Consider the following 23,479-nt stretch of genomic DNA (forward strand, 5'->3'; position numbering starts at 1 on the left):
CGAAATTTCCAATGGCTGGCAGGAGCGCCAATCCGAGCACAAGCCAGGTATCCACGCGTATCTCCTTGACGTTCTTGTTCGCACGCGAGAACGCTCAAGGATAGGGCGTGAGACACCTCCGTAACGTAGGAGGTTGCGAGTGCGCAGGGTAGACGGCGTCCGGCCCCGACGTTCGATCGAAGGCAACTCCTGTCCTATCCGATTCTCCGGCGAGCTCCACGGAGACGAACGAGTTGCTCAACTGGCGCATCAGCCGACGTGTTGTCCAGCGAAGCCTTGTTCAGGCCCTTAAGGATGCCGCAAGACGCCGCCTCGCGCGACACCCCGCACTGAGCTCGCAGCGTCCTGAGCTCAGCCCGAAGCGCTTGAAGCTCCTTGATCCGTTCAGTCACTTGTTCGATGTGCTCATCCAGCAAGTCGTTGACGCGTTCGCAGTTCTCACGTGGCTCGTCTTTGAACCGAAGCAACGTGCGAATCTCCTCGAGCGTCATGTCCAGGGATCGGCAGTGCCGAATGAATGCGAGCCTCAACACGTGCGCGGGCCCATAAACCCGGTAGTTGGAACTAGTGCGCGCCGCCTGAGCAAGTAGCCCTTCTCGTTCGTAGTAGCGAATCGTCTCAGGTTGACACCCGGTTGCCTGCGCCAGCTCTCCAATCTTCATGATCTGCTCCTGACGTTGACTCTGTAGCGACTAGAGGGTTTGTAATTTAGCCATGAGCGAAGAAACCCTGCACGAGCCCAACTCGGACCCCTGCTGTTCATCTGCCTGCTCAGGTCCGCCTGCCCCCGCCAAATCCGCGAGCCGCCCCGGGCAGGGTCAGTTCTACCGCATCGCCACGATGGACTGTAGTGCTGAGGAGGCAGAGATCCGCCGCGCCCTGGACGCCGTGCCCGGCATCAAGTCCCTTGGGTTCCAGCTTGGCACCAGGTCGCTTCGCATCGATGCCGATGCAAGCTCTTTTGCGCCCGCCCTTGAAGCAATCCGCAAGGCCGGGTTCGATCCGCAGCCGCTAGAACCTGCGGACCTGGCGGCCCGCGCTGGGCCTGGCGCTCAGCCAGGCGGGCCGGAAGACGAGCACGGGCCGGGCACCGGTCTGACCCGCATGGGTTGTGCCCTCCTATTTGCGATCGCTGCCGAAGCCGTATCGTTCCTTGCGCCGGACGTGTCCATTTGGAATGCAGCGGGCATGGCTTTGGCTGCCATCGCGATCTGGCTGGCTGGACTCGACGTTTACAAGAAGGGGGTCACCGCGCTGCTACGCGGCAAGCTCAACATCAATGCCCTGATGTCGGTTGCCGTGACAGGCGCTTTCCTCATCGGCGAGTGGCCGGAAGCGGCAATGGTGATGGCCCTGTACGCGCTTGCGGAGCTCATCGAGGCGCGGGCGGTCGACCGCGCGCGCAACTCGATCAAGGGTCTGCTCGAGATGGCGCCAGAGACGGCCCTGGTCCGCGCGGCCGGTGCGAGCTGGTCCGAGATGGCCGTTTCTCAGGTGCCCCTAGGCGCCACGATCCGGGTGAAGCCAGGCGAGCGAATGCCGCTCGATGGCGTAATCACGCGAGGCGAGAGTGCGGTCAACCAGGCGCCGATCACGGGTGAGAGCATTCCGGTGGACAAGGCCCCGGGTGCCCCGGTGTTTGCGGGCACCATCAATGAGACAGGTGAGTTGGAAGTGCGTGTGACCGCCGCCTCCGCCAACACGACACTGGCCAGAATCATCCATGCTGTGGAACAGGCGCAGGGCACGCGAGCTCCGACGCAGCGTTTCGTCGACCGTTTCGCGGCTATCTACACGCCTGCCGTTTTCGCACTCGCGATCGCCACGGCTGCCTTGTTGCCCATCCTGGCGGACTCCACCTGGCTCGACGCGATGTACAAGGCTCTGGTACTGCTGGTGATCGCTTGCCCCTGCGCACTGGTCATTTCCACACCCGTCACGGTGGTGAGCGGCCTTTCGGCGGCGGCACGACGCGGCATCCTCGTCAAGGGCGGTACCTTCCTGGAGCAGGCGCGCCTGCTCAAAGCGGTCGCCCTGGACAAGACCGGAACGATTACCGAAGGCAAGCCCAGGCTGGTGGAGTTCCGTGTCTGGAACTCGCACGACGAGAGCCGCGCCAAGCGCCTGGCCAGCGCCCTTGCGTCTCGCTCCGATCACCCCGTGTCCATGGCCATCGCGCAGGGGCTCGCAGCACAAGGCCCCGACGTACAGGACTTCAAGGCCCTGCCAGGCAGGGGGGTGCAGGGAGTGGTCGAGGGTGAAGAGACCCTCCTTGGCAACCACCGGTTGATGCACGAGCGAGGCCTGTGCGGAGTCGAGCTCGAATCAGAGCTCGCGCGCCACGAGGCCCAGGGCCGCACGATTACCTTGCTGGCGAGCCCGGCGGGCGTGGTTGCGCTTTTCGCTGTCGCCGACACGATCAAGGAGACATCCAGGGCGGCCGTAGCGGACCTGCGCCGCCTGGGCGTGGAGCCGATCATGCTGACCGGGGACAACCCGGCCACGGCCAGGTCGATCGCCGCGCAGGCCGGTATTTCTCAAGCGCAAGGAGACCTGCTGCCGGAAGCCAAGATGCAGGCCATCGACGATCTACGAGCCCGCTACGGTGCTGTCGGTATGACCGGCGACGGCATCAACGATGCTCCGGCGCTTGCGCAAGCAGACATTGGATTCGCGATGGGCGCGGCCGGAACCGATACAGCGATGGAAGCTGCGGACGTCGTAATCATGAATGATGATCTGCGGCGCGTGGCCGAGACCGTTCACCTCTCCCGAAGGACACACGGCGTGCTTTGGCAAAACATTGCCATCGCACTCGGGATCAAATCCGTTTTTCTGGTGTGGGCGGTTGCCGGCAGCGCGAGCATGTGGATGGCCGTTTTCGCGGACATGGGCGCGAGCCTTATCGTCGTCGCAAACGGACTGCGGCTACTTCGACCGGCCGCGCCGCCATCGAAGGAAGGATAAGCGTGGCGTACTCTGAAGATCACCTCGGTGTCGATTGCGGCGCCGATGCGGGACCACTCACCTGGCGGGAACGCCTGGCAACCGCTCTTCCCTGGTGGTCGGCGGGCGGCGCCGTACTCCTGCTGGACTTCGGCTCGAAGCACCTGGTGCGCGAGCGTCTCGTCGAAGGAGACATCCTGGCACTGGCGCCATTTTTCAATCTCGTATTTTTCAGGAACTCCGGAGCTGCTTTCAGCCTTCTTGCAGATGCCGGGGGTTGGCAGCGCTATTTTTTTGTCTGTCTGGCGGCTCTTGTAGCGTTAACTCTCAGTTATCTTCTCACCCTGAAACACGATCGAACTGAATCCTTTGCATACAGCATGATCTTGGGCGGTGCACTCGGAAATGCGCTGGACCGCTTGGCGTTCGGTCCGGTCACCGATTTTCTTGATCTTCACTGGGCTGGTTGGCATTGGCCGGCGTTCAACATTGCAGATATTGGCATCGTCGTTGGTGCGGCCTGTTTGTTCGCCCGCGCACTTCGCGCGTCCGCTAATGATGCTTGACGAGCCGGGCAGTGCATCATGGTGCGCCGGTTTCTTGGTGTTTCAGCTCGATAGGTCTGTCAGACACCTCGATTCGTCCGAGCGACGCACACTGGCCGTATGGGACGCCCACGTTTTGAAGACCGGCTTGGCCGAGGCCTGAGAGCGGGTCGAGGTAACGCGCGATGATCTGGGTTTGGGCGGCTGTGCTGCTTGGCGCTGTGTGGCTCGCTCATTGGGGCGCGGAGCACCTCGCCGATCCCTTGAAAAAGCTCCGCAAGCAATGGGGCTTTTCAGTCGCGGCGGGCGGCTCGTTTGTCGGCTTGGCGGCGGCTTCGCCGGAGATCGGAATCAACGCAACCAGCGCGATCCGAGGTGTTGGCGACATCGGATTGGGTGCGCTGCTCGGCTCCAACGTGCTGGCCATCCCCCTCATGATCGTGACGATGTATGTGGCAACCCGTAAGCGGGACCTCGGTGGGCAAGCGGGGGGGCACAAGAATCACGAGCAGCACCGGCGTGAACAGCTGGTGCAGGTCAACCGGCAGGCCGTGACGGTCCAGGCGCTCCCCTATCTGGGGATCATTGCGCTTTTTGCCGTGCTGACGCTCCCGCCCGCATGGCGGGGCCTGCAGCCTATCGACGGGTGGATTCTCTTGCTGGGGTATGCGGCTTACCTGGCCCAGGCGCTGCTCCGGGGGAAGCAGGGCGGCGAGGACGTCGAGTGGAGTCGCAAGGAGCGATGGCTGGCCATGGCCAGTGTTGGCGCGCTCGCACTTGGGGCATTCTTCACCGTCTTCTCCACCGAGAAAATCGTTGCTCAGTTGGGCCTGTCTCGCATTGTCGGGGGCCTGTTCATCACAGCTCCCATCGCGGCATTGCCGGAGGTCTTCGCCACCTGGTATGTGGCCCGCAGCGGACAGGTGACATCGGGGGCGACCAGTGTGCTCGGCGATCACGTGGTGACCATGACACTGGCGTTCATCCCTCTGACGATCGTCGGAATGCCGATCGAGAACCTGACGCTCTTCTGGACTACCCTCAGCTTCGTGGCCTTAATGCCAGCGCTGTACGCGTGCTTCCTTTGGTGGGGCGGCGAGCCTACCGGCTTCAGGCTCTGGCAGGTCGTCGCCTTGCCCTTGGTGTATCTGGCCTTTGTCGCCCTGATCGTGTTCTGGATCCAGCCTTTCAGTTCAGGCGGCAATACGCAGGACTCCGAGGGTTCGACGCGCACCAGCCTGATCGCCGGTCCAGCGGCCATGACATGAGGCCCGCAGCGTCAACAGCGGAAGCCACTGAGGCGGTGCCGATCAGCGGGTCAGCAGCAGCGCTGCGGCCAAGCGAGCTCAGCACGTCAACCTTCAGCGCCGCTCACACGCGTTCCTCTATGACCGCCGCCCTCGGGCTCCTCGCCCGCAAGTTCAATTTCTATCGTCACATGCTCGAAAGCCTTCGCACCCAGTAGCCGCCTCACTGCTGCTTTCGCTGCGACGATCTCCTGTCGATCAACGCCTGGGTTCATGACCAGATGGGTCGTGAGCACATGACTTTCACCGTCAATCGACCAGCCATGCGTGTGCTGCACACTGGACACCGCAGGTATGGACCGCACATCCTGTTCGAAGCGATCGATTTCGAAGCCCGGCGGTGTGTGCTGGAGGAATACGGACAAGAACTGACGGAGCGTTCGGAACACGTTCCAGAGCACGAACAGCGCGATCCCGATGGAAAGCAGCGGGTCGATGATGGGCAGGTCCCAAATGGACATCGCCGCTGCACCCAGAAGCACCGCGACCCAGCCCATCGTGTCTTCGAGCAGGTGCCAGCTGACCACGCGCTCGGTCAGCGATGTGCCTCGCCTCACGCGAAGCACTGCAGCGCCATTGAATAAGACCCCAACGACCGCCAGCACCATCATTCCGGGCGCATTCACCGGCTCGGGGGCGAAGAGCCGTGAAACGGCATGCCACAGAACAAATGACAACCCCACCACCAGGACTGCGGCCGTGATCAAGCCGCCCAGCAACGAGTAGCGTCGCATCCCATAGGTGTCGCGCGGCGTACGCCCGCGGCGAGAGCGCCGGTCGAAGTACAAGGCCGCGCCAAGGGACATGGAGTCTCCCAGGTCGTGCACAGCATCGCTCAGGATTGCAATGCTGTTGGTCCACAGCCCGCCGATCACCTCGATGATGGTGAAACTCAAGTTCAAGGCAAAGGCGGCCTTCAGGTTTGCGCCGCCGCCATGCGCGTGGGCATGCCCATGCCCATGCCCATGCCCATGCCCATGCCCATGCCCATGCCCGTGCCCGCGGCCGTGCTCCGCATCTCCTTCATGACCGGTCTCACCGTGGCCAGCGCCATGGCCGTTTCCGTGGCTTCGCTTGGATGCACCACTCATTTCCATGTCCCCCTTCAATCCCAAGTGCCGATGGCCAACCCGCTCTTCACTTCTTTAACTTGGCAACTTCTTCCGCTACCAATGCGGATAGCTGCTCAGGACCGAAGCTCGGAAGGGTGCGGCCATTGACGAAAAAAGTAGGAGTCTTGTTGACCTTCAGCGCCTGCAGGTCTTCAACGTCCTGCGCCACGATCGCCTGGAGTTCAGGGCGTTGCACGTCCTGCGCAGCACGCTCGATATCGAGTCCCGCCTGCTCGGCGGCCTTGAAGGCCAGCGCTGGATTCGGCTTCGCGTGATCCGCCCAGGCGGGCTGGGATGCAAGCACTGCTTCCAGGACCGCTTGGTACTTGTCCTGGAGCCGCGCCGCTTCGAGCAGCTTCACGACCTCGTCAGAGCCCTCGTGCAGCGGTGCATAGCGGATTACGAGGCGAACGTCGTCTGGGTACTGCGCCAACAATCGCTTTACGTAGGGGTAGAACGCACGACACGCCTCGCATGCAGGATCGAAGAATTCGACGATGGTGACGGGTGCTCGCTGCGCCCCAAGCACGGGCGAGTGCATGCGCACCAAACGCGCTTGTTCGGATCGGACCTGTTCTGCCTGCTCCGTTTGCACCCGTGTGCGATAGGCGCCGATCCCGAGGAAAAAGGCCGCAGCCACGAGGACCAACAGCAGAACGACCGTAATCTTCTTGGTATTCATGAAGAGGTCTTTCGAAGAAACGCCAGAAGCAGGAGGACGACTGCCACGAAGGCTCCCAGCGAGAGCCAAGGAAGCTGGATCCCTGCGAGGATGGCAAGGCTTTGGTCGCCGCACGACGGCCCGGTCCCGCAGGGTATCCACCACGGTGGAACCCAGCCTGCGACCAAGGCGGTGTGATAGCCGGCAAGCAAGGCGCCGCCGACCGCGAGAGGCAGGGCGTACACAGCACCACGCCTGTCTTCGCTGAATGTCGCCATCCCCAGGATGAGGGCCAGGGGGAACATCAGGATCCGTTGGTACCAGCACAGCAGGCACGGAGTCATGCCCATCACCTCGCCGACGAAAAGCGCGCCGGCTGTGGATACCAGGGCAACAATCCACGCCGACAGCAGTAAGGTCCAACTCTTCCCGAACGTTCCGCATGGGCGCATCAGGTCCCCGAGGATCCGGAGGTACTGCGCGTCAGAAGACCGCTTGCATTGCAGGTTCGAACGTTCGCGTAGACGAGGTCTCCCGATGCTGGTTCGGGCGAGCCTGCCGCGAGCGGCACGACGGCGCGCGTTGTACGGCCAGCGCCCCGTACCGCCACGACGGCGAACCGGGTCCCGGCCAGCTCCTGCGGACCCATCTTGTAGCGGCAGTCCATGGCGTGGCGGCCGCCCAGTTGCGAGGCCTCGGCAACCCTGACCACCTTGCCTTTGCGCCATCCGTCGTGCCAGGCGTATTTGCCCTCGTATACGGATGACGCACAGCCACTGACGGCCAGGGCTGCCGTCAGCAGCGCGCCAAGGGGCGCGCGCATCACTTCACATCGAATCGGGCGGTGGCCGCGGACTTGCCGGCGAGCGAAACGGAGGCAATCCCCTTGGTGCCCTTGGCAACCTTGAAGGAGCCTTTGCCCTCCAGCTTGTCACCGACGGGTGCGAGATCGACTTCGGTCTTCTCGCTGCCGTTGAGCAGCGTCACCTTGCCCTTTGCTCCCTCGAGCTTGACCGGCTTGCCGTGATCGGAGACGTACACCTGGATCACGTCGGCCTTGGGGACGATCTCAAAGTCCAGGGCTTTGGTTTCCACGAAGATGCCGCCGTGCTTGGCCGCATGATCGTCCTTCTGGGCGATTGCGGCGCCGGAGAAGCCAAAGGCGAGGGTAGAAGCGACAGCGATGTGTTTGATGAACATGGGACGTCCTTTCGTAGGTGGGGGAGGAAACTGGATCAGAAGGCTTCGGAGCCCGACTGGTTGACCAGGTTTTCGATCGGCTTGCGGCCAAACAGCTTGACCATCGCCGGGGTGAGGAACGAGTCCAGCAGGGTGGAGGTGATAAGCCCGGAGAAGATCACCACGGCCACCGGATGCAGGATTTCGGTGCCGGGCTGGTCGGCCTCGAAGAGCAGAGGCGAGAGCGCCAGCGCAGCAACCAGCGCCGTCATGAGCACCGGTGTGAGTCGCTCCAGCGATCCGCGCGCGAGCATGTGGTCGCCGAAGTTCTCGTTTTCGAACGCGCACAGGTTCACGTAGTGCGAGACCTTCATGATCCCGTTGCGGATCGCGATACCTGCCAACGTGATGAAGCCCACGAGCGCCGCCACCGACAGCGGCTGGCCGGACAGCCACAACCCGAATACCGCGCCAACAAGCGCGAGCGGAATGTTCGCCATGATGATCGTCGCCAGCACGGCGGACTTGTAGCGCGAGTACAGGATCAGGAAGATCAAAGCCACCGAGGCGATGGAGAGCAGTCCTATCAGCCGGCTTGCGTCCTCCTGCGCCTGGAACTGCCCGCCGATCGTGATGAAGTAGCCCTCGGGCAGCTTCGTCTCGTCGGCGACTTCGCGGATGTCTGCGACGACGTCACTCAATGCGCGCCCGGCTGCGTTGGCCGAGATCACGATGCGCCGCCGCCCGTCGTCGCGGCTGATCTGGTTTGGCCCATCGTCCTCCTCCACGACCGCCAGCTGCGACAGGGGCACACGCCCCCCGGGTGTATCGATGACAATGTTTCGAAGACCCGCGACGCCACGCGCAGACTCCGGCAGGCGCAGCACCAGGTCGAAGCGGCGGCTGCCCTCCACGATCTGGGCCACCTTCTCGCCATCGATGATCATCTGCAGCTCGCGCAGCAGCTTGGCTGGCGGAAGGCCATAGCTCAAGGCCTTGTCGTAGTCCGCGCGCACCTTGATTTGGGGCGTGAGGACCTGCTTTTCCACTTCCAGGTCCACCACGCCCTCCACCCGCGAGAGCCGCTGGCGCAGGGCCTCGGCCTGACCGCGCAGCACGTCCAGGTCATCCCCGAAGAGCTTGATGGCAATTTGCGTACGCACGCCCGAGAGCATGTGGTCGATTCGGTGGCTGATTGGCTGCCCGATGCCGATGGCCGCGGGCAGCGACGACACGCGCGAGCGCAGATCGGCGTAGACCTCCTCCACGCTGCGATCGCTGCGCTGCAGCTTCACATCGAGCTCGGAAACATGCACGCCTTCGGCATGCTCATCCAGCTCGGCGCGGCCGGATCGCCGTCCGACATGCTCGACCTCGGGCACAGCCTGCAGGTTCCTCTCGGCGACGGCGCCTATCCGGATGCTCTCGGCCAGTGTCGTTCCGGGGTTCAGGCGCAGGCCGACGAGCGCCACGCCTTCGTTAAATGGCGGCAGGAACGTGGTGGGAAAGAACGGCACCGCGGCCGCAGCGGCCAGGGTCGCCACGGCGCCAGCGCCGATCCAGAGCTTCGGCCGGGCCAGCACCCCCATCAGTCCGCGCTCGTAACGGCGTTTGATCCAGGTCTGCACCTTCGAGTCACCGTGATCGAGCGACTTCATGTTGGGCAGCAGGTAGTAGCACATCACCGGCGTCACCGTGACCGACACCAGCATGGAGGCCAGCAGCGAGACGATGTAGGCCACCGCCAGCGGCTGCATCAAACGACCTTCGATGCCTGGCAGGAAGAACAGCGGCAGCAGCACCAGCACGATGATCACCGTCGCATACACGATGGCCGACCGCACTTCCAGCGTCGACTTGGCGATCAGCTCCAGCGGGCCCATGCTGTGTCCGGGGTGCGCCTGTCGGTCGATCTTCAATCGCCGGAGCACGTTCTCCACGCCGACCACGGCATCATCAACGAGCCCGCCGATGGCAATCGTCAAGCCGCCCAAGGTCATCGTGTTGATGGAGAAGCCGAAGTACTTGAAGACGAGCACCGTGATCATCACGGACAGCGGGATCGCCGTGAGTGCGATGACGGTCGTCCTGATGTTCATCAGGAACAGGTACAGCACCGCCGCCACCACCACGCCCGCAGCGAGGAACTTGCCTTGCAGGGTGCTGACGGAGGCCTCGATGAAGCTCGCCTGGCGCATGGTCACGATCGGCTCGCCCATGCCAGGCGGAAGGCTTTTCTTGAAGCCGGCCAGCGCTTCCTCGACCGCGAGCGTGAGCTTCACCGTGTCGGCGTCTGGTTGTTTCTGCACGCCCAGAAGCACCGCCGGCTTGCCGTTGTAGCCGGCGTCGCCGCGTTTGATCGCGGGGGCGAAGGCCACCGATGCCACCTGGCGCAGGCTGATCGGCTGGTTGTTGCGGAACGCCACCGGCAGCCGCTCCAGATCCTCGATGCGGGTGGTCCGCCCGATGTTGCGAATGAGGTACTCGCGCGAGTTGAGCTCCAGGAAGCCCCCGCTCGTGTTCGCCGAAAACCCCTTGAGCGCGTCTTCGATGTCTTCCACGCTGACCTGCAAGGCCGACATGCGGGCGGTGTCGGGCTGCACCTGGTACTGGCGCACCTCGCCGCCAATGGGCACCACCTGGGCGACACCGGGAATCGTCAGCAGCCGGGGGCGGACCACGAAATCGGCGTACTCCCTCACGGCCATCGGGCTGATCTTCGCCGGATCGATCGGCAGCGCCACCGACATGATCTCGCCCATGATCGAACTCACCGGCCCCATGCCCACGTGCTCGACGCCCGGTGGCAATTGCTCGCGTGCGGTGGACAGGCGTTCGCCCACCATCTGACGCGCGCGGTAGATGTCCGTGTCCCAGTTGAAGGTCACGTAGACGAACGCCAGGCCCACGCTGGAGACCGAGCGGATGCTTTCCACGCCGGGGATGCCGCCCATCGCGGTTTCCAGCGGAATGGTGATGAGCTGCTCTACCTCCTCGGGCGCCATGCCGCCAGCTTCCGCCTGCAGCGTGACGGTGGGTTTGTTCAGGTCGGGAAACACATCCACCGGCATGCGCACCAGCGTCATGGCCCCGTAGGCCATCAGAACCAGTGCGCCGACGAGAACGATGAGACGGTTGTGCAGTGAAAATTTAACGAGCTTGTCGAACATTCCCGTCCTCACCTGACCTGGTTGATCAGGGCTGCGCCCTGTGTCACCACGCGCTCGCCGGGTTTGAGCCCGTCAACGACCGAGACGGTGGACCCATCCACCGCGGTGGCACGAATTGGGCGGGGTGCAAACTGCTCGGCCCCGGTATGGACCCACACCATGTCCTGGTTGCTGGGGCTCTTGACAACGGCCGCCGCCGGCACGGGCACACCCTTGACCATCGTTTTCGTCTGCACCAGCACCTTGACGGGCTGGTTGACCGCCAGCGGAACGGCCTGGGAACCGCTGGTTCGGAACTGCAGCGGGATGGCACCTTCGCGTTGGGTGCGCCCTGCGCCCATGAATCGAAGCGGCACGCTCACGCCCGGCGTCGGTGTCGCGCTGGCGGTGCCGATGTTGGACAGCAGCTCCACGTCGAATGCCAGCGCCTCGACGATGAGCCTGTTCGGATCCACGATCTCGAACAGGACTTCGCGCGCATCGACGACCTGGCCAGCCACCACATTGGTGGCCGCGATCACGCCGTCGACAGGCGCTGTCAAGCGTTCGACCGCAGCCAGGGATCCGCCCACCGCGGCCGCGCGCTGCTGAAGGCTTTGCACATCGGCCTGCGCCGCCTCGATTTCCTTCTGTGGGACGGTTCCCTCGAGCTGCGCGAGGCGGGCGGCGCGTCGGCGCGCCAGATCGAGCTGCGAACGCAGTTCGGCGGTCTGAGCCTGCTGGTTAGCGCGCTCGATCGCCGAAGCCGACGAGCGCACAACGGCCAGCGTTTCGCCTTTTCGAACGGCTTGTCCGAGCTGCGGCAGCCCGCGTGGGCCTGCCTCGACCCGGCCGGCCTGGGTCGGCTGGACGCGGCCACCGGCATTGGCGTCCATCAGGACGCGGCCTGTGAGCTCGACGGTCTGTGGCGTAAGCTTCTCTTCGGTCACCAGGGTGCGCACCTCCAGCTGGCGCTGTGAGTTCTTCGGCAGGAACACGCTGCCATCCGGCTGCCGCTTGGGGGAGTTGCTGGTCGCGGCCGGCGCGGCCTCGCCGTGGTTGTGGTCAGCGCCGGCGAACGAGGGAAGTGCGATCGCTCCTGCCAGGAGCGCGCATCCGGCCAGGGTGAGCAGGCGGTTTTTCATTGAACGTCCTTTCGCGCGCTGCGTGCAGTGCGCTTGCGCATGGCGATGGCGACGACGGTGAGAAGGGCAAGTGCGGCCAGTCCAGCGGCGGCAAGCACGCCCCAGCGCTGCCAGGGGGTGGCTGACTCTTCCTCATGCGCATGGCTATCTGCGATGTCGAGCTCGCCCGCGAGCAGATCGGTATCAGTGCCGGAGGTCACCGTGAACGAGAAGGGCACATGTCCGGGCTTGGACAACGCGTCGAGCTTGATGATGTAGGTGCCGTCAGCTTGAGGCGCAGCGACGCCCTTCGCCTCGCCGGACTCAAACTCCAGCTTGGCGTCCACCACCGGTTCATTGGTTGCGTACCGGTCCAGGTAAATAGTCAGCTGGCCGTTTTCGGCGATGCCGACCAGTTCGAAGAGGTCCGAATGCGCTTCAAAGCGCGGGCTGGCGGTTCCTTGCTCGCCAGCCGCTTCGTTTCCGTGGTCATGGCCTTCGTCGGCAAGCACCGGAAACGTGATGTGAAAGTAGAGCGCCGCCGCAAAAAGCGCCTGGAGCAGCAAGTGCCGCCAGACGGGGCGCACGTGTTTTCTTGTCATTGAACGGATCCGTTGGATTGATTGAGTCGGGTGATGGCGCGGCGTGCCTCAAGGGCAGCCTTGGCGCGTGCGAGTTCGGCTTCGAAGCGCTCAGCGTCCGCGCGTAGCCGGGTTGGCAGGTCGCTCTCACCGAGGCGGTGTGAAGTGGCGACGAGCTCCTGGGCCTCTCGTGCAAGCCGCTCGCGCTCAAGAGCGAGTTGGTGCGCCCGCTGAGCGGCAGCAAGCTCGGCATTGGCAGCTTGGCGATCTGCCTCAACCAGCCGCCGTGCAGCATCCAGCTCGGCCTCAGCCGCATCCAGTTCGGCCCGCGCTGCGGCGATCCGTGCGCCGTTGCGGATATCCCCGCCAAATGGAATGCGAAGTGAGACTTGGATTGCGTTCTCGTCCGCAGCCCCGGGCCCTGGACGCTCCCGAACGATGCCGACGCCGACCTCCATCGGATCGCGCCGGTCAGCGTCTGCGACTCGAAGACCTGCCCGCGCCGCATTCCACTGGGCCTCGGCCGCCGAAACGAGCGGGTGTGTTGTCGCTGGGACAGGAGCCTCGGGCAAGGCCGCAACCTGGCCCAACCCGGTAAGTCCTTGCCAGCTCGACATTGCCCGAGCCAAGGCTCCTTCGGCCACGACTCGCATGGCTTCGGCCTCTCGCACTGCACCTTGGGCGCGAAGGAGGTCGATGCGTGCGGTGTCACCCGCGCGCACGCGCCGTTCGACGTCAGCGGCCAGGGCCGCCGCTTCCGCCAACTTGCGCTCGGCCGCATCGCGCTCGACCTGCGCGAGCGCCACCGCGGCCGCAAGCTCGCGAGCCTCGGCAGCCAGCTTTAGCTTTGTGGCGTCAATCTGGGTGGCCAGGAGTTGCCGGTCCGCATCGATCTGGAAGTTCGTCGCCGTTCTCAGGCGCGGCTGCCAGAGTGGCGCGGAGATTTCCGCCTCCGTTTCCCGAGCACCGCTCGCTTGCCCGCGACCAGCCCGATGCGATAGTGACAGCGCTGGCGGCCCGGCCAAAAATGCGCCCGCCGCGCGAGCCCTGGCGTTCAGCTCGGCCTGACGGCTTAACAATGAGCGAGCTTGGGGGCTCAGCTCCCAGGCGGCTTCAACCGCTTCTCTGAGGGTCGGTTGCGGCTGCGCCCAGACCGAGCAGGCGAGCGCAAACATTCCAAACAGCACGGCCTGCCGCGGCCGCGGAAAAGACAAAAACATCGAGTTCTCCGAGAGTCGAAAAGGGACGACTTCGGCGAACCGCGAGAACGGGACTAAAAGGGGAAGGGTGTGTCGCGGCCCGCCGTCAGGCGGCGAGCCATTTCGGGCGTTCCACTCGTGCCGAGAGTTGGAACAGGGCCGACGCCGGCCCGGAAGTCAGGTTGATCTGACTGGATACTTGCGCCGTGAACTCCGGTGCAGCATGGCCCATCAGATGGTGTAGACCGTGGCAGGCGTGGGCTGCGCCACAGCAGGCGTCGGAGAACTGCTTCCCGTCTTCAATTTCGACGTTCGACACATCAAGGGCGATCGCACGGTCGGATCCCGAGGTCTGCGCGTGCGCAGTAGCTGTCGCAAGCTCATCGTGGCAAACGTGCACGGCCGCCCAGCTCATTTGCAGAGGCAGCACGAATGCGAGCAGCAATAACAACCAGCGTCTCATAGGCTGCGCGATCCTACCATCTACCGGATATACAGACCCCGCGGATGGGCAGCCTTTGGATGCTTTAGTCCCCCCACGAGGTCAGGCCCGGCAAGCTATTGCAGGGTTTCCAGCCGGCTGCGCCCCGTGCAAGGCGTAGCACGGCCACAGGCGTCACCGCTGCCTAGGCGGCCGAGCGCGGACCGAACATGATGATCCCCATGCCGACGAGGCTGACCGCGACACCGATGAAGTCAGTGACTGGTTGGCCCAATGCCATCGACGAACCAAAGTTCAGAGCGGCCACTCCAATGTAGACGCCTCCGTACGCGGCGTATACCCGGCCGGCTGCGGTGGGATGCATGGAACGCAGCCAGGAAAAAAGCGCCAAGCTCAGTGCAGCAGAAAGCAAGTTGTGATGTGCAGCCGGGGCACTGGTTGACCAATGGCAAGCGGTATCCAGTGCATCCTGTCACGCCAAATCCGGGCAGCAAGCTTCGCCCTCTCCGCTCCGTGCGAGCCATACTGAGGCCTCGTCACCCTGGAACGCATGAGACATGCCTGAATCAGTTTCCGAACCCTCGGGATCCCTCGCGCCGAAGGCATTCGGCGGCGGCTCCGGTGCCTGCTTTTGCACGACCCTTGACGAACAGCAGTTGGGGGCGGCGGCTGTCGAAGTGCTTGGCGACACCCAGCTTGCCCAGGCGGTGCGGTCCCGCTGGTCCAGCGCTTTCGCAAGCTGGCCCGTTTTCGTGTCGCTTGCCGATTGGCGCCGCATGTCCAGGGCGGTTGAGGCCGTCGAGCAAGTTGTCGCCCTGCCGGGCTGGAAAGAGGAGGCCTTGCGGCACGCTCCCTCAATCGCCAGGCATCCACCGCAAGGCGCCGCCGGGGCTTTCTTCGGCTTCGACTTCCACGTGGACCAGGAAAGCGTCGGGCTGATTGAGATCAACACCAACGCCGGAGGCGCCTTGGTGAACACCTTGCTCGCACGGGCCCAGCGCAGCTGTTGTGCGTTCATCCAGCGCCTGCACCCCGGCGGGGCCGAGGCAAACGCCTTCGAGACGGCCATGGTGGAGATGTTCCGGACCGAGTGGCGCCTTTCCAAGGGTCAACAGCCGCTGCGGACGATCGCAATCATCGACGAATCCCCTGAGTCGCAGTACCTCTATCCGGAGTTCCTGTTGCTGCAGCGCTTGCTGGAGCGCCACCAGATCCGCGCCATGATTGCCGATCCGGGCCAGCTCTCGTTCGAGTCCGGCACCTTGCGATGCGACGGCACCGCAGTCGATCTCGTCTACAACCGCCTGACCGACTTCTACCTCGAGGATCCAAAATGCGCGGCGCTGCGCGCGGCCTACCTGGAAGATGGGGTGGTAGTCACACCGCATCCACAGGCCCATGCTCTCTACGCCGATAAACGGCGGCTGGCAACGCTGTGCAACGACACGACCCTGGAGCAGTTGGGTGTTCCGGCTCACACGCGTGCGCTGCTGCGGGAAGCCGTTCCCTGGACCACGGTCGTCACGGCGCAGAACGCGGATGAACTGTGGAGCCAACGGCGTGACCTGTTCTTCAAGCCCTTCTCGGGCTTCGGCAGTCGCGGCGCCTATCGTGGGGACAAGGTGACCAAGCGCGTGTGGGCGGAGATCGCCACCGGCGGATACGTGGCCCAAAGGGCCATTGCTCCCGGTACACGGCTTGTCTCCGCCGCCGTCGGCCACGCACCGCTCAAGTTCGACCTGCGCCTCTATGCGTATCGCGGTGTGGTGCAGTGGACGGCCGCTCGCCTGTACCAAGGGCAGACCACCAACTTTCGCACCTCAGGCGGCGGCTTTGCCCCGGTCTACACGTTGCCGCCGGGCGAGAGCGGCTTGCACTGTGGGAGCAGCCTTCGGCAGGGCCATGCGTCCTTCGTGTTCCTGGTCGACGACGCAGGGCAGATTCACCCGCTTCCGCACGAGCTGTATGTGGCGCTCGCCCGTGGTGAGGCACTCAGCCCCACACTGGCCGGCCAACGCTTCCGGATCGCGGACTGGTACGTTCGCGTCGATGGGCAGACACCGCACGAGATCGTCAGCGAGTGGTACGGCTGGGTTCAGTTCGACGCGTCAGGGAAGTTCGATGCGACCGGAACGCGCCCCCGCGATGCGGCCCGGGACATCATGCCCGGTAATGTGGATACGTCGGCCCTGCCGACGCGTGAAGAGCGTTCGGCGATGTGCCAGTCCGTGTTCGGACCACCGCGGGGCGTGGGGCATGCGCGAATTGAGTCGTAGCCGCCTACAGCCCCGAAATAGCTGCAGGCGACAAAGTGCGCGGCAGTATCTCGGGCTAGCGAGCTGAAGACACCGGCGCCTGACAGTACCCACTGCCAGGGCCGATCTTCCCAGCGGGGCGCTACGGAGGTGGTTCTCGCTCCCCGGCAACACTTCCAACACTTCCGTTAGATGCCCCTCAGCACGTCCAGCCCCCCATCATGGTGAAGTGCATTCCGGCCATGCCGGCCATGGCCAGTAGAGAGACTGCGCCGACGGCGGCCAGCACGCCAACCGCTACTTTCGAAATCGTACTCATGCCTCAGTCCTTCTTTCGAGAAACAGCCGTGGCGGCAGTTTCGCCTTCGTTCGCGACGCGAGTCCAGGTCCCGCCCCCGTCTGCGCTGACGAACACGCTCTTCTTGAAGGTAGCAACTGCCATTTCCTGCGTGCGCGCCGGGTTTTGGGCGATGTAGCTCACCGCGTCTTCGCCCATCGCAGGGAGAACGACACGGCGCGGCTTAGCTCCCTCCTGCAGGGGCAGTGCAGTAAGCGTAGGCCGACCTTCGAAGCCGCTCCACCAGAGTTCTTTGCCGTCCAGCGTGAACGCGGCGGCCAACGCGCGCTGGCCGGTGGCAAGAGGCTTGAAGCTCGCACCCGCATCCTTGGACAGATAAAGGCCCTGTTCGGTCGCTGCAGCCAGTGTGGAAGCGTCGGTGGGATGCACCGCCAGCGCGAGAGGTCGTCCAACGAGTCCCCGCGCCTCGGCGCGCTCCCACTTGAGACCGTCATTCATGGTGAAGTAGATGCCTGCCGTGCGCATGCGCGAGTTCGGCTGCGGATTGACCACGTAGACGGCGTTGGTGCCGTGGCTGGCAGCCATTGTGTGGAAGTCGGACTCTCCTTCCAAACCCAACTGCTTCCAGCTTGCTCCGCCATCCGTGCTCTTGATGAGTCCGAAGGGATTCTTCAGCCCTGAACCTGGCGCAGGGTGCCCCGAGCTATAGAGCGCGCTCTTGGTACCGGCAAAACCCATGTAGTCATGTTCCGGCCCCGACGCTTTGCTCCACTGCCCCGAACTGAAGACGGCCAAGCCATGATGGCTGGGCACCATCAGCTTGGAGCCGTCCGCGCTGTAGGTCAGCCCGTGCACGTGGGTGAGCGACACACTGGCCGCAGCGCTGACGCTCCACCAAGCCATCGGGGCCACGGCGACCGCGAACGCTACTGCGTAGAAGGTCTTGCGATTCATGTGGACTCCTTGGCGAGTTGGACCGGCTCAGCTGCCGGCGGCGTTGCGCTTTCGGGCTTGGCTGCGCACTGGCTTTCCTTGGAACCGGAATGCATCATTTTCATCATCACGAGCATCGAGATCGGGCACAACAGCGCGGCCAACACGGGAAGGCTGGCGACGATCCCGACCCGGGCCTCCTCAAACGTGAGGTACGCAAACCCAGCCGCTGCGGCCATCACCGCAGCCACCGACAGCATCACTTTCAAATTGCACTTCATCTATAGCTCCAATTTCTACGGGTACCGCGCGCACGGCGATTCGAACTCGCGCTGCGTCGGCAAACAAAGAGGGGAAGAAAAGGGGGAGTCGGGCCGCACAGCTGAAACGCTGCCGGCGCGGCTCAAGGCAGAATAGATCGAGGTGGCCTGTCCGGGCCGCCGGTCAGGAACACAGTGGCGCAGGCACCCGGAGCGACGACAACGCCCGCAGACGCGCCAACGGAAAGCGAGTCGGGCAGGAAAGGCGGCAAGGCCGCGGCAGTACAGCCGGCACTCGCAAGAGTGCCGCAGCCCTGCATTGCGGTGTACTGCTGGTCAACGTGGCTGGTCTCATCGATCACGCCTGCAGCCTCAGGCTGGCTAACGTGCTGCACCTGCTGCTCGCCGGAACATGCAAACACATCAGCCCAGGCGCCCTGGACTGAAAGCCCGGCTAGCAAAAGGGATAGCAATGCAATGCGAAGCAGACGAGCCATGTTGCTGGGTTGGACGAGGCGGCGCTGAGAAAGTTCGATTTTTGCATCCTGCTTCCCTTCTGTCAGGCCGGGCCCGGCAAGATCCCACGGGAGTGGCGCCAAAGCTCTGACGCCGGCCTCGGGCACTGCAGTGAAGGTGTACGAGCTGATATGTGTCGCCTGTTGGGTTCGATACTGCAGCCGCCGATCTCGGCGGAGCAGGCCACATCCCGGCGTTGAACCCCGCACGAGCCGCTGAGTTGATGGAGTACCCAGTGACAGACGCTTCGCACACCGTTAAACCCGCACGCCAGGCTCGCGAGCCAAAAAACGGAATCACCTACTGGCCAGAGTTCAACGTCGCGCTGTTCGCCGTGCTGCTGAACTGGCCGTGGGAGTTCATGCAAGTTCCCTTGTATGAGGGCATGCCTGGCGCCCAGCACTGGCAAGGCATCAAAGTCTGCACCCAGGCGACCTTCGGAGATGCGGTCATCATGCTCGCGGCTTACTCGGCCGTAGCGATGGGGTCTGGACGCTACTGGCTCCTCCAGCCCACTCCTGTGCGGCTCCTGGCCTTTGTCGCATTGGGACTGGCAGTGACTGCTGTCATCGAAACCCTGGCACTGTCTGGCACGTGGTTCGTTCAATGGACGTACTCGGATGAGATGCCCCGCGTCCCACTTCTCGGCATCGGACTCGCACCCTTTTTGCAGTGGATCCTCATTCCGCTTCTCGTGATCTGGTTCTGCAGACGGCAAATCGGCGACGCGTTCCAGCACACCGTCAAAGACTGATCCGCTGCAGGCTGGCGAGGAACTGCTCCGGGTCCTGGAAGCCGATCACGCGCGTTGGCGTCACGCGCCCCTGCTCGTCGAAGAAAATGATTCCGGGCGGCCCGAACAGGGAGAACCGACGCAGCAACTCTCGGTGCGCCCCGGTATTGGCCGTCACGTCCGCACGGAGGAGGACGAAATCGCTCAAGCGCGCCTGGACACGCGGATCGCTGAACGTGAAGCGGTCCATTTCGAGGCAGGACACGCACCACTCGGCCCAGAAGTCGAGCATCACCGGGCGACCACGCGCGGCCCCGACCTGTTCATCCAGTTCGGCAACAGTGCTCACCGGAATGAACTGGAGCTCCCGCAGGCCAGCACCGGGCGCCGGCACTGCCCCAATGCGCAGGGCCGACAGAGGCTGCAGGATGTCCCGGCTGCCGGAAAGCGCACCCAGCATCAGCGCCACCCCCGCAACGAGAGCCAACAAGCCTACGCCTTTGAAAAGGCGCCAGTGTCCTGGGGCGCTCGGTGGAAGCGAGTCCACCGCGCGTAGATAGACGGCTGAAATCACAAGCAGCGCCGCCCAGAGCAGGTGCAGAACCGAAGCGGGCACAACGGGCGTGAGCACGTAGATGGCGACGGCCAGCATGAGGATGCCGGAGACGCGCTTGATCGCACCCATCCACGCCCCGGCCTTGGGCAGTAGCGTGCCGGCACTGGCCGCCACCAACAGCAGCGGGACGCCCATACCGATCGCCATCGAAAAAAGCGCTGTGCCACCCAGCACAACATCCCGGGTTTGCGCGATGTAGAGCAGCGCGCCCGCGAGGGGGGCCGCTACGCAGGGGCCCATGATGACGGCCGACAGGGCTCCCATGGCGAACACGCCCGCGATCCGGCCGCCCCGAAGCCGATTACCGGCCACAGCGAGCCGCGTCTGCAACCACCCGGGTATCTGCAACTCGTACAGCCCGAACATCGACAGCGCCAGCAGCACGAACGTGGCGGCGAAGAACCCGAGTACCCACGGGTTCTGCAGATAAGCGGATACCAGCGTGCCCGCCAGCCCTGCCATCAACCCGGCAGCGGCATAGGCCAAGGCCATCCCAAGCACATAAGCGCAGGACAACACAAGCGCATGGGAGCGGCCAGTCGGGCGCCCGCTCCCCACGACGATTCCGGAAAGAATCGGAACCATTGGTAGCATGCACGGCGTGAACGCCAGCAGCAGTCCGAATCCAAAGAATGCCGCCAGCAGCCCCCAGGTGTTGGCGCTTGAGAAGATCTCGCGGACTTGCCTGTCGTCCAGGTTCAAAGTCCACCGGGGCGGGGCGGCCGGCGTGAGTGCAGCTGAAGAGGCAGTCGCATGGGCCGCCGGCAGCACGATGGTGACCGACTTCTCGATCGGGGGATAACAAACCCCCGTGGGCTCGTTGCAGCCCTGGTAGCTGGCTTGCAACTGGAGCCTCTGCTCCCCGGCCGCGGATCGGTTAAGTGCGAGGACGGCATCGACACGGTTCTGGAACACCTCCACCGTTCCAAACGTGGGATCGGCCTTCGGCTTGCCTGCAGGAAGCGTTACGCCGGCCAGTTGAACGGAATCAGGGGCCACAACCTTGAAGCTGATTCGATCCTTGTACAAGTAGTAGTTCGGCGCGGGCGTCAGTGTGGCGACGACCGACTCGGGGCCCTGCACACGCACCTCCATCTGGAATGCGGCCTCGGGGTCCAGCAGGTCGGGCTCCGAGCCGCCGGGCAGCCAGCTGCGGATCGCCTGCAAGGCCGACTCTGCTGCGGGAACTCTCGACTGGGCGCCTGCGCCGAACTGCTGCTGCGGCACCTCTGCGCGCACCAGTCCCGCCGCGAGCCCGAGAAGGAATATCAGAACCGCCCGGATGAACCGGTCCCTGACAGTGGAGTGCAAGGTCGCCACCTCAGGCCTTGACGAGGTAATTGCGCATAAGCCCAGAATCCTCGTGCTCCAGCATGTGACAGTGGTACAGGAACAGACCGGGATAGTCTTCAAAGCCCACAAGCACCCGCACCCGCTCGCCGGGCATGACGAGCACCGTGTCTTTCCAGCCTTCGTCCATGAGGCCGGGCTGGACCGTCCGGTAGGCGGCGGCAAAGCGGTCGGCGATCTCGCGTCCGATCACCCGGAACTGCAGGCCGTGAATATGCATCGAGTGCGCCATGACCATCCCCATCATGGAATTGCGGCCTTCGTTTCGAAATTCCCACACCTCGTGCGTCCCCAGCTTCACGGTCTCCTGCGCAGTGGCCTGGAGCATCTCGAACGGCCGTCCGTTGATCCCCCAGACCATCATCCCCATGGTGAGGTCGAACACCTTCGGATGCTCGGCATTGATCGCCACGGAAGCCTGCACCGGGGGCAGCTGCGCCAGTCGGTCCGGCAGCCGCGCCGGCTCCACAGGCCCCGACCCCACGATCCGAAACTGCAGGACCGGGAATTGCGATCCGTCGGGCAGCGGGCCGCTCCCCATCGTCATGCCCCCCTCAAACGGGAGACTTTGCAGCGAAGGACTCTCGCCCTCTTTCCAGTTCGCGAAGTCCGTCCAGATATCTGCTCGCTCCGCTGGACCGAGCACAAGGAACTTGCGGTGCGCAGGTGCGGCGAGAAGCCCCCCATCGGTCCCGATTACGGTCAGGGGCGAGCCGTCGTTCCAGGCCAGCTTGTAGGTGCGGGTGTTCGAGCCATTGAGCAGTCGCAGCCGGCGAGCCCGCCGGTCCACGTCCAGAGCCTGAACCTGCCTTCCGTTGACGAGGATTCGGTCACCCAGCACGCCCATCATGCTTGCCATCATCGACCCCATCCCACGTCCGCCCCCTCCGCGGCTCATCATGCTGGCCCCCATCCCATGGCCGGCCGCCGGATAAACGAACTGGTTGTCATCGTCGAACGTCCGGTCCTGAATCACGAGCGGCATGTCCTGATCGCCACCGGGCAGCCGCAGCGCGGCTTCTTCCTCGTCGGATACGAGCAGCAAGCCTGCCAGCCCGTGGTAGACCTGATGACCGGTGCGCCCGTGTGGATGCGCGTGATACCAGTACGTCCCCGCCCGGTTGAGGACACGGAAGGCATACACATAGCGCTGGCCAGGGCCGATGGCGTGGCGCGGATGACCATCCATGTCGTCCGGCACATGCAGCCCGTGCCAATGGATGATGGTCGGCTCGGGCAGTTCATTGATCAGCTCGATACGTACACGCTGCCCACGCCGCAGGCGGATCACCGGGCCGAGATAGCTGTCGGAGGGCTGCAAGCTCCCAGCCTCCCCCTTGAGGAGCTTTCCCTTGTATCGCCACACCTCGGTCGGGCGTCCCGGGCGCACTGCCACCTGGTCCCGAGCCGCTCGAAGCTCGATGTGGACGTCTACGTCGGAATCCCTGTCGGCTCCGCCCGCTACTGCGGGTCGCACCAGCGTCAGCGCCACCATTGCCGATCCCGCCTGCCGCAAGACGCGCCGCCTATCTTTCCTCATGACCTGACTCCTTCGCAAACACCAAATTCGAGCCTGAATGACCGCGAGTTCTCAAAAACATCATTCCCGCAGCAGCCGATTCAGGTCCGCCGCTATTTCGTCCACCGTGCGACCGCTTGTGATCAGCAGCGTGAGCTTCCCCTTGCGGTCGAAGACATACACCGCACGGGTGTGGTCGACCATGTACGGCGCAGTGTCTCCATGCCGATGTTCGCTATCCGGTGCAGGCGCCGGACGACGAGCTGCGTAGAACGCCTTGAACTCGTCGGCGAGCGCCTGTGTCGATTGCTCATTGGCGCGCAAGCCGAGAAAGCTCGGATGGAACCCCGTCACGTACTTGGCAAGCACCTCGGGCGTGTCTCGCGCCGGATCCACCGTCACGAACAGTCCCTGCACCTCGGCGGCCGATCCACCAAGCTGGTTCACGGCTTGCGCCATGTCGGCCATGGTGGAGGGGCAGATATCCGGGCACTGCGTGAACCCGAAGAACATCATCACGACCTTGCCCTTGAAGTCGCGCAGACTTCGCACTTGGCCTGCATGGTCGGTCATCCGAAAGTCACGTCCCCAGTCGACCGCACGGATATCCACTGCGTGGTACCCGGCGGCAGGCGTGCCAGGCGGCTCGCCGCATGCGGCTAGAAGCAAGGCGAGCGCGATCGCCGTGCCGGTTCTGGTGATCAACCGATGGCGCGGCAAATTCGTCATAAGGCTGGCTTTGGGAAAGAACATG

Annotated in this window: 23 protein-coding genes; 5 read left to right on the forward strand and 18 right to left on the reverse strand. The window is 64.1% G+C overall.

Translation table 11 applies throughout. From position 1 onward, the window contains the following. Nucleotides 1–194: 194 nt before the first annotated feature. Nucleotides 195–662, reverse strand: coding sequence for a Cd(II)/Pb(II)-responsive transcriptional regulator (gene cadR, locus JI739_RS19420; RefSeq protein ID WP_201685595.1), 468 nt, complete (start codon nucleotides 660–662; stop codon nucleotides 195–197). Nucleotides 663–714: 52 nt separating this feature from the next. Between cadR and JI739_RS19425 the strand changes: the two genes are divergently transcribed. From JI739_RS19425 to JI739_RS19435, 3 genes are all read left to right on the forward strand, one after another. Further along, nucleotides 715–2,967, forward strand: a complete 2,253-nt coding sequence (locus JI739_RS19425; protein ID WP_255520291.1) for a heavy metal translocating P-type ATPase — start codon at nucleotides 715–717, stop codon at nucleotides 2,965–2,967. A 2-nt stretch (nucleotides 2,968–2,969) separates the two neighbouring features. After that, nucleotides 2,970–3,512 (forward strand): signal peptidase II, encoded by a 543-nt coding sequence (lspA, locus tag JI739_RS19430; protein WP_354003763.1) that lies wholly within the window; start codon nucleotides 2,970–2,972, stop codon nucleotides 3,510–3,512. Nucleotides 3,513–3,676: 164 nt separating this feature from the next. Continuing rightward, nucleotides 3,677–4,759, forward strand: coding sequence for a sodium:calcium antiporter (locus JI739_RS19435; protein ID WP_201685596.1), 1,083 nt, complete (start codon nucleotides 3,677–3,679; stop codon nucleotides 4,757–4,759). An 86-nt stretch (nucleotides 4,760–4,845) separates the two neighbouring features. Here JI739_RS19435 and JI739_RS19440 read toward each other — a convergent pair whose 3' ends face one another. The 12 genes from JI739_RS19440 to JI739_RS24590 all read right to left on the reverse strand — a co-directional run bounded on the left by JI739_RS19440 (nucleotide 4,846) and on the right by JI739_RS24590 (nucleotide 14,657). Further along, nucleotides 4,846–5,694, reverse strand: coding sequence for a cation diffusion facilitator family transporter (locus tag JI739_RS19440; protein WP_201685597.1), 849 nt, complete (start codon nucleotides 5,692–5,694; stop codon nucleotides 4,846–4,848). A gap of 20 nt (nucleotides 5,695–5,714) precedes the next feature. After that, complete coding sequence (locus JI739_RS19445) at nucleotides 5,715–5,882, reverse strand: hypothetical protein (RefSeq protein WP_201685598.1); 168 nt, start codon at nucleotides 5,880–5,882, stop codon at nucleotides 5,715–5,717. Nucleotides 5,883–5,935: 53 nt separating this feature from the next. After that, nucleotides 5,936–6,592: a DsbA family protein gene (locus JI739_RS19450; protein ID WP_201685599.1), complete on the reverse strand. Its 657-nt coding sequence runs from the start codon at nucleotides 6,590–6,592 to the stop codon at nucleotides 5,936–5,938. Next, a complete protein-coding gene (locus tag JI739_RS19455) occupies nucleotides 6,589–7,023 on the reverse strand; it encodes a disulfide bond formation protein B (RefSeq protein WP_201685600.1) in 435 nt (144 codons plus the stop codon). Before JI739_RS19455 ends, JI739_RS19450 begins: the two co-directional genes overlap by 4 nt. Next, the gene (locus tag JI739_RS19460; RefSeq protein WP_201685601.1) at nucleotides 7,023–7,394 is read right to left on the reverse strand and encodes a hypothetical protein; all 372 of its coding nucleotides are present in this window, start codon (nucleotides 7,392–7,394) and stop codon (nucleotides 7,023–7,025) included. The genes JI739_RS19455 and JI739_RS19460 overlap by 1 nt, the downstream gene beginning before the upstream one ends. Then, nucleotides 7,394–7,771 carry a hypothetical protein gene (locus JI739_RS19465; protein WP_236589884.1) on the reverse strand — a complete coding sequence of 126 codons (378 nt, stop codon included), beginning with the start codon at nucleotides 7,769–7,771 and terminating at the stop codon, nucleotides 7,394–7,396. Before JI739_RS19465 ends, JI739_RS19460 begins: the two co-directional genes overlap by 1 nt. Before the next feature lie 35 nt (nucleotides 7,772–7,806). Further along, nucleotides 7,807–10,920, reverse strand: a complete 3,114-nt coding sequence (locus JI739_RS19470; RefSeq protein ID WP_201685602.1) for an efflux RND transporter permease subunit — start codon at nucleotides 10,918–10,920, stop codon at nucleotides 7,807–7,809. A gap of 8 nt (nucleotides 10,921–10,928) precedes the next feature. Further along, on the reverse strand, nucleotides 10,929–12,044 hold the full coding sequence (locus JI739_RS19475) for an efflux RND transporter periplasmic adaptor subunit (protein WP_201685603.1): 1,116 nt from the start codon (nucleotides 12,042–12,044) through the stop codon (nucleotides 10,929–10,931). Continuing rightward, nucleotides 12,041–12,610 carry a hypothetical protein gene (locus JI739_RS19480; RefSeq protein WP_236589885.1) on the reverse strand — a complete coding sequence of 190 codons (570 nt, stop codon included), beginning with the start codon at nucleotides 12,608–12,610 and terminating at the stop codon, nucleotides 12,041–12,043. The genes JI739_RS19475 and JI739_RS19480 overlap by 4 nt, the downstream gene beginning before the upstream one ends. A gap of 11 nt (nucleotides 12,611–12,621) precedes the next feature. Beyond that, nucleotides 12,622–13,824, reverse strand: coding sequence for a TolC family protein (locus JI739_RS19485; protein WP_201685605.1), 1,203 nt, complete (start codon nucleotides 13,822–13,824; stop codon nucleotides 12,622–12,624). A gap of 85 nt (nucleotides 13,825–13,909) precedes the next feature. Next, complete coding sequence (locus JI739_RS19490; RefSeq protein WP_201685606.1) at nucleotides 13,910–14,254, reverse strand: hypothetical protein; 345 nt, start codon at nucleotides 14,252–14,254, stop codon at nucleotides 13,910–13,912. A 175-nt stretch (nucleotides 14,255–14,429) separates the two neighbouring features. Beyond that, nucleotides 14,430–14,657: a YnfA family protein gene (locus JI739_RS24590; protein ID WP_255520292.1), complete on the reverse strand. Its 228-nt coding sequence runs from the start codon at nucleotides 14,655–14,657 to the stop codon at nucleotides 14,430–14,432. A gap of 145 nt (nucleotides 14,658–14,802) precedes the next feature. Between JI739_RS24590 and JI739_RS19500 the strand changes: the two genes are divergently transcribed. After that, the gene (locus JI739_RS19500; protein ID WP_201685607.1) at nucleotides 14,803–16,521 is read left to right on the forward strand and encodes a hypothetical protein; all 1,719 of its coding nucleotides are present in this window, start codon (nucleotides 14,803–14,805) and stop codon (nucleotides 16,519–16,521) included. A gap of 301 nt (nucleotides 16,522–16,822) precedes the next feature. Here the strand turns inward: JI739_RS19500 and JI739_RS19505 are convergent, their stop codons facing one another. Together JI739_RS19505 and JI739_RS19510 are read right to left on the reverse strand one after the other, a co-directional pair. Continuing rightward, nucleotides 16,823–17,752, reverse strand: a complete 930-nt coding sequence (locus JI739_RS19505; RefSeq protein WP_201685608.1) for a F510_1955 family glycosylhydrolase — start codon at nucleotides 17,750–17,752, stop codon at nucleotides 16,823–16,825. Next, a complete protein-coding gene (locus JI739_RS19510; RefSeq protein WP_201685609.1) occupies nucleotides 17,749–18,012 on the reverse strand; it encodes a DUF2933 domain-containing protein in 264 nt (87 codons plus the stop codon). Before JI739_RS19510 ends, JI739_RS19505 begins: the two co-directional genes overlap by 4 nt. A 730-nt stretch (nucleotides 18,013–18,742) precedes the next feature. Here JI739_RS19510 and JI739_RS19515 point away from each other — a divergent pair. Beyond that, nucleotides 18,743–19,261, forward strand: coding sequence for a hypothetical protein (locus JI739_RS19515; RefSeq protein WP_201685610.1), 519 nt, complete (start codon nucleotides 18,743–18,745; stop codon nucleotides 19,259–19,261). Here JI739_RS19515 and dsbD read toward each other — a convergent pair. The 3 genes from dsbD to JI739_RS19530 form a co-directional block, all read right to left on the reverse strand. Beyond that, complete coding sequence (dsbD, locus tag JI739_RS19520; RefSeq protein WP_236589887.1) at nucleotides 19,251–21,167, reverse strand: protein-disulfide reductase DsbD; 1,917 nt, start codon at nucleotides 21,165–21,167, stop codon at nucleotides 19,251–19,253. The genes JI739_RS19515 and dsbD overlap by 11 nt on opposite strands. Before the next feature lie 10 nt (nucleotides 21,168–21,177). Next, complete coding sequence (locus tag JI739_RS19525) at nucleotides 21,178–22,527, reverse strand: multicopper oxidase family protein (protein WP_236589888.1); 1,350 nt, start codon at nucleotides 22,525–22,527, stop codon at nucleotides 21,178–21,180. Between the two features lie 279 nt (nucleotides 22,528–22,806). After that, nucleotides 22,807–23,478, reverse strand: a complete 672-nt coding sequence (locus JI739_RS19530; RefSeq protein ID WP_236589889.1) for an SCO family protein — start codon at nucleotides 23,476–23,478, stop codon at nucleotides 22,807–22,809. Between the last annotated feature and the right edge of the window lies 1 nt (nucleotide 23,479).

This window comes from Ramlibacter aurantiacus (genome assembly GCF_016722895.1).
GTDB lineage: Bacteria > Pseudomonadota > Gammaproteobacteria > Burkholderiales > Burkholderiaceae_C > Ramlibacter > Ramlibacter aurantiacus.

Bases quoted from the DNA above. Each gene is read 5' to 3' on its own strand.
- JI739_RS19470 (WP_201685602.1), bottom strand. From the start codon at position 10,920: ATGTTCGACAAGCTCGTTAAATTTTCACTGCACAACCGTCTCATCGTT.
- cadR (WP_201685595.1), bottom strand. From the start codon at position 662: ATGAAGATTGGAGAGCTGGCGCAGGCAACCGGGTGTCAACCTGAGACG.
- JI739_RS19505 (WP_201685608.1), bottom strand. From the start codon at position 17,752: ATGAATCGCAAGACCTTCTACGCAGTAGCGTTCGCGGTCGCCGTGGCC.
- JI739_RS19435 (WP_201685596.1), top strand. From the start codon at position 3,677: ATGATCTGGGTTTGGGCGGCTGTGCTGCTTGGCGCTGTGTGGCTCGCT.
- JI739_RS19465 (WP_236589884.1), bottom strand. From the start codon at position 7,771: ATGTTCATCAAACACATCGCTGTCGCTTCTACCCTCGCCTTTGGCTTC.
- JI739_RS19475 (WP_201685603.1), bottom strand. From the start codon at position 12,044: ATGAAAAACCGCCTGCTCACCCTGGCCGGATGCGCGCTCCTGGCAGGA.
- JI739_RS19460 (WP_201685601.1), bottom strand. From the start codon at position 7,394: ATGCGCGCGCCCCTTGGCGCGCTGCTGACGGCAGCCCTGGCCGTCAGT.
- JI739_RS19455 (WP_201685600.1), bottom strand. From the start codon at position 7,023: ATGCGCCCATGCGGAACGTTCGGGAAGAGTTGGACCTTACTGCTGTCG.
- JI739_RS19425 (WP_255520291.1), top strand. From the start codon at position 715: ATGAGCGAAGAAACCCTGCACGAGCCCAACTCGGACCCCTGCTGTTCA.
- JI739_RS19530 (WP_236589889.1), bottom strand. From the start codon at position 23,478: ATGTTCTTTCCCAAAGCCAGCCTTATGACGAATTTGCCGCGCCATCGG.
- JI739_RS19485 (WP_201685605.1), bottom strand. From the start codon at position 13,824: ATGTTTTTGTCTTTTCCGCGGCCGCGGCAGGCCGTGCTGTTTGGAATG.
- JI739_RS19500 (WP_201685607.1), top strand. From the start codon at position 14,803: ATGCCTGAATCAGTTTCCGAACCCTCGGGATCCCTCGCGCCGAAGGCA.
- JI739_RS19510 (WP_201685609.1), bottom strand. From the start codon at position 18,012: ATGAAGTGCAATTTGAAAGTGATGCTGTCGGTGGCTGCGGTGATGGCC.
- JI739_RS19450 (WP_201685599.1), bottom strand. From the start codon at position 6,592: ATGAATACCAAGAAGATTACGGTCGTTCTGCTGTTGGTCCTCGTGGCT.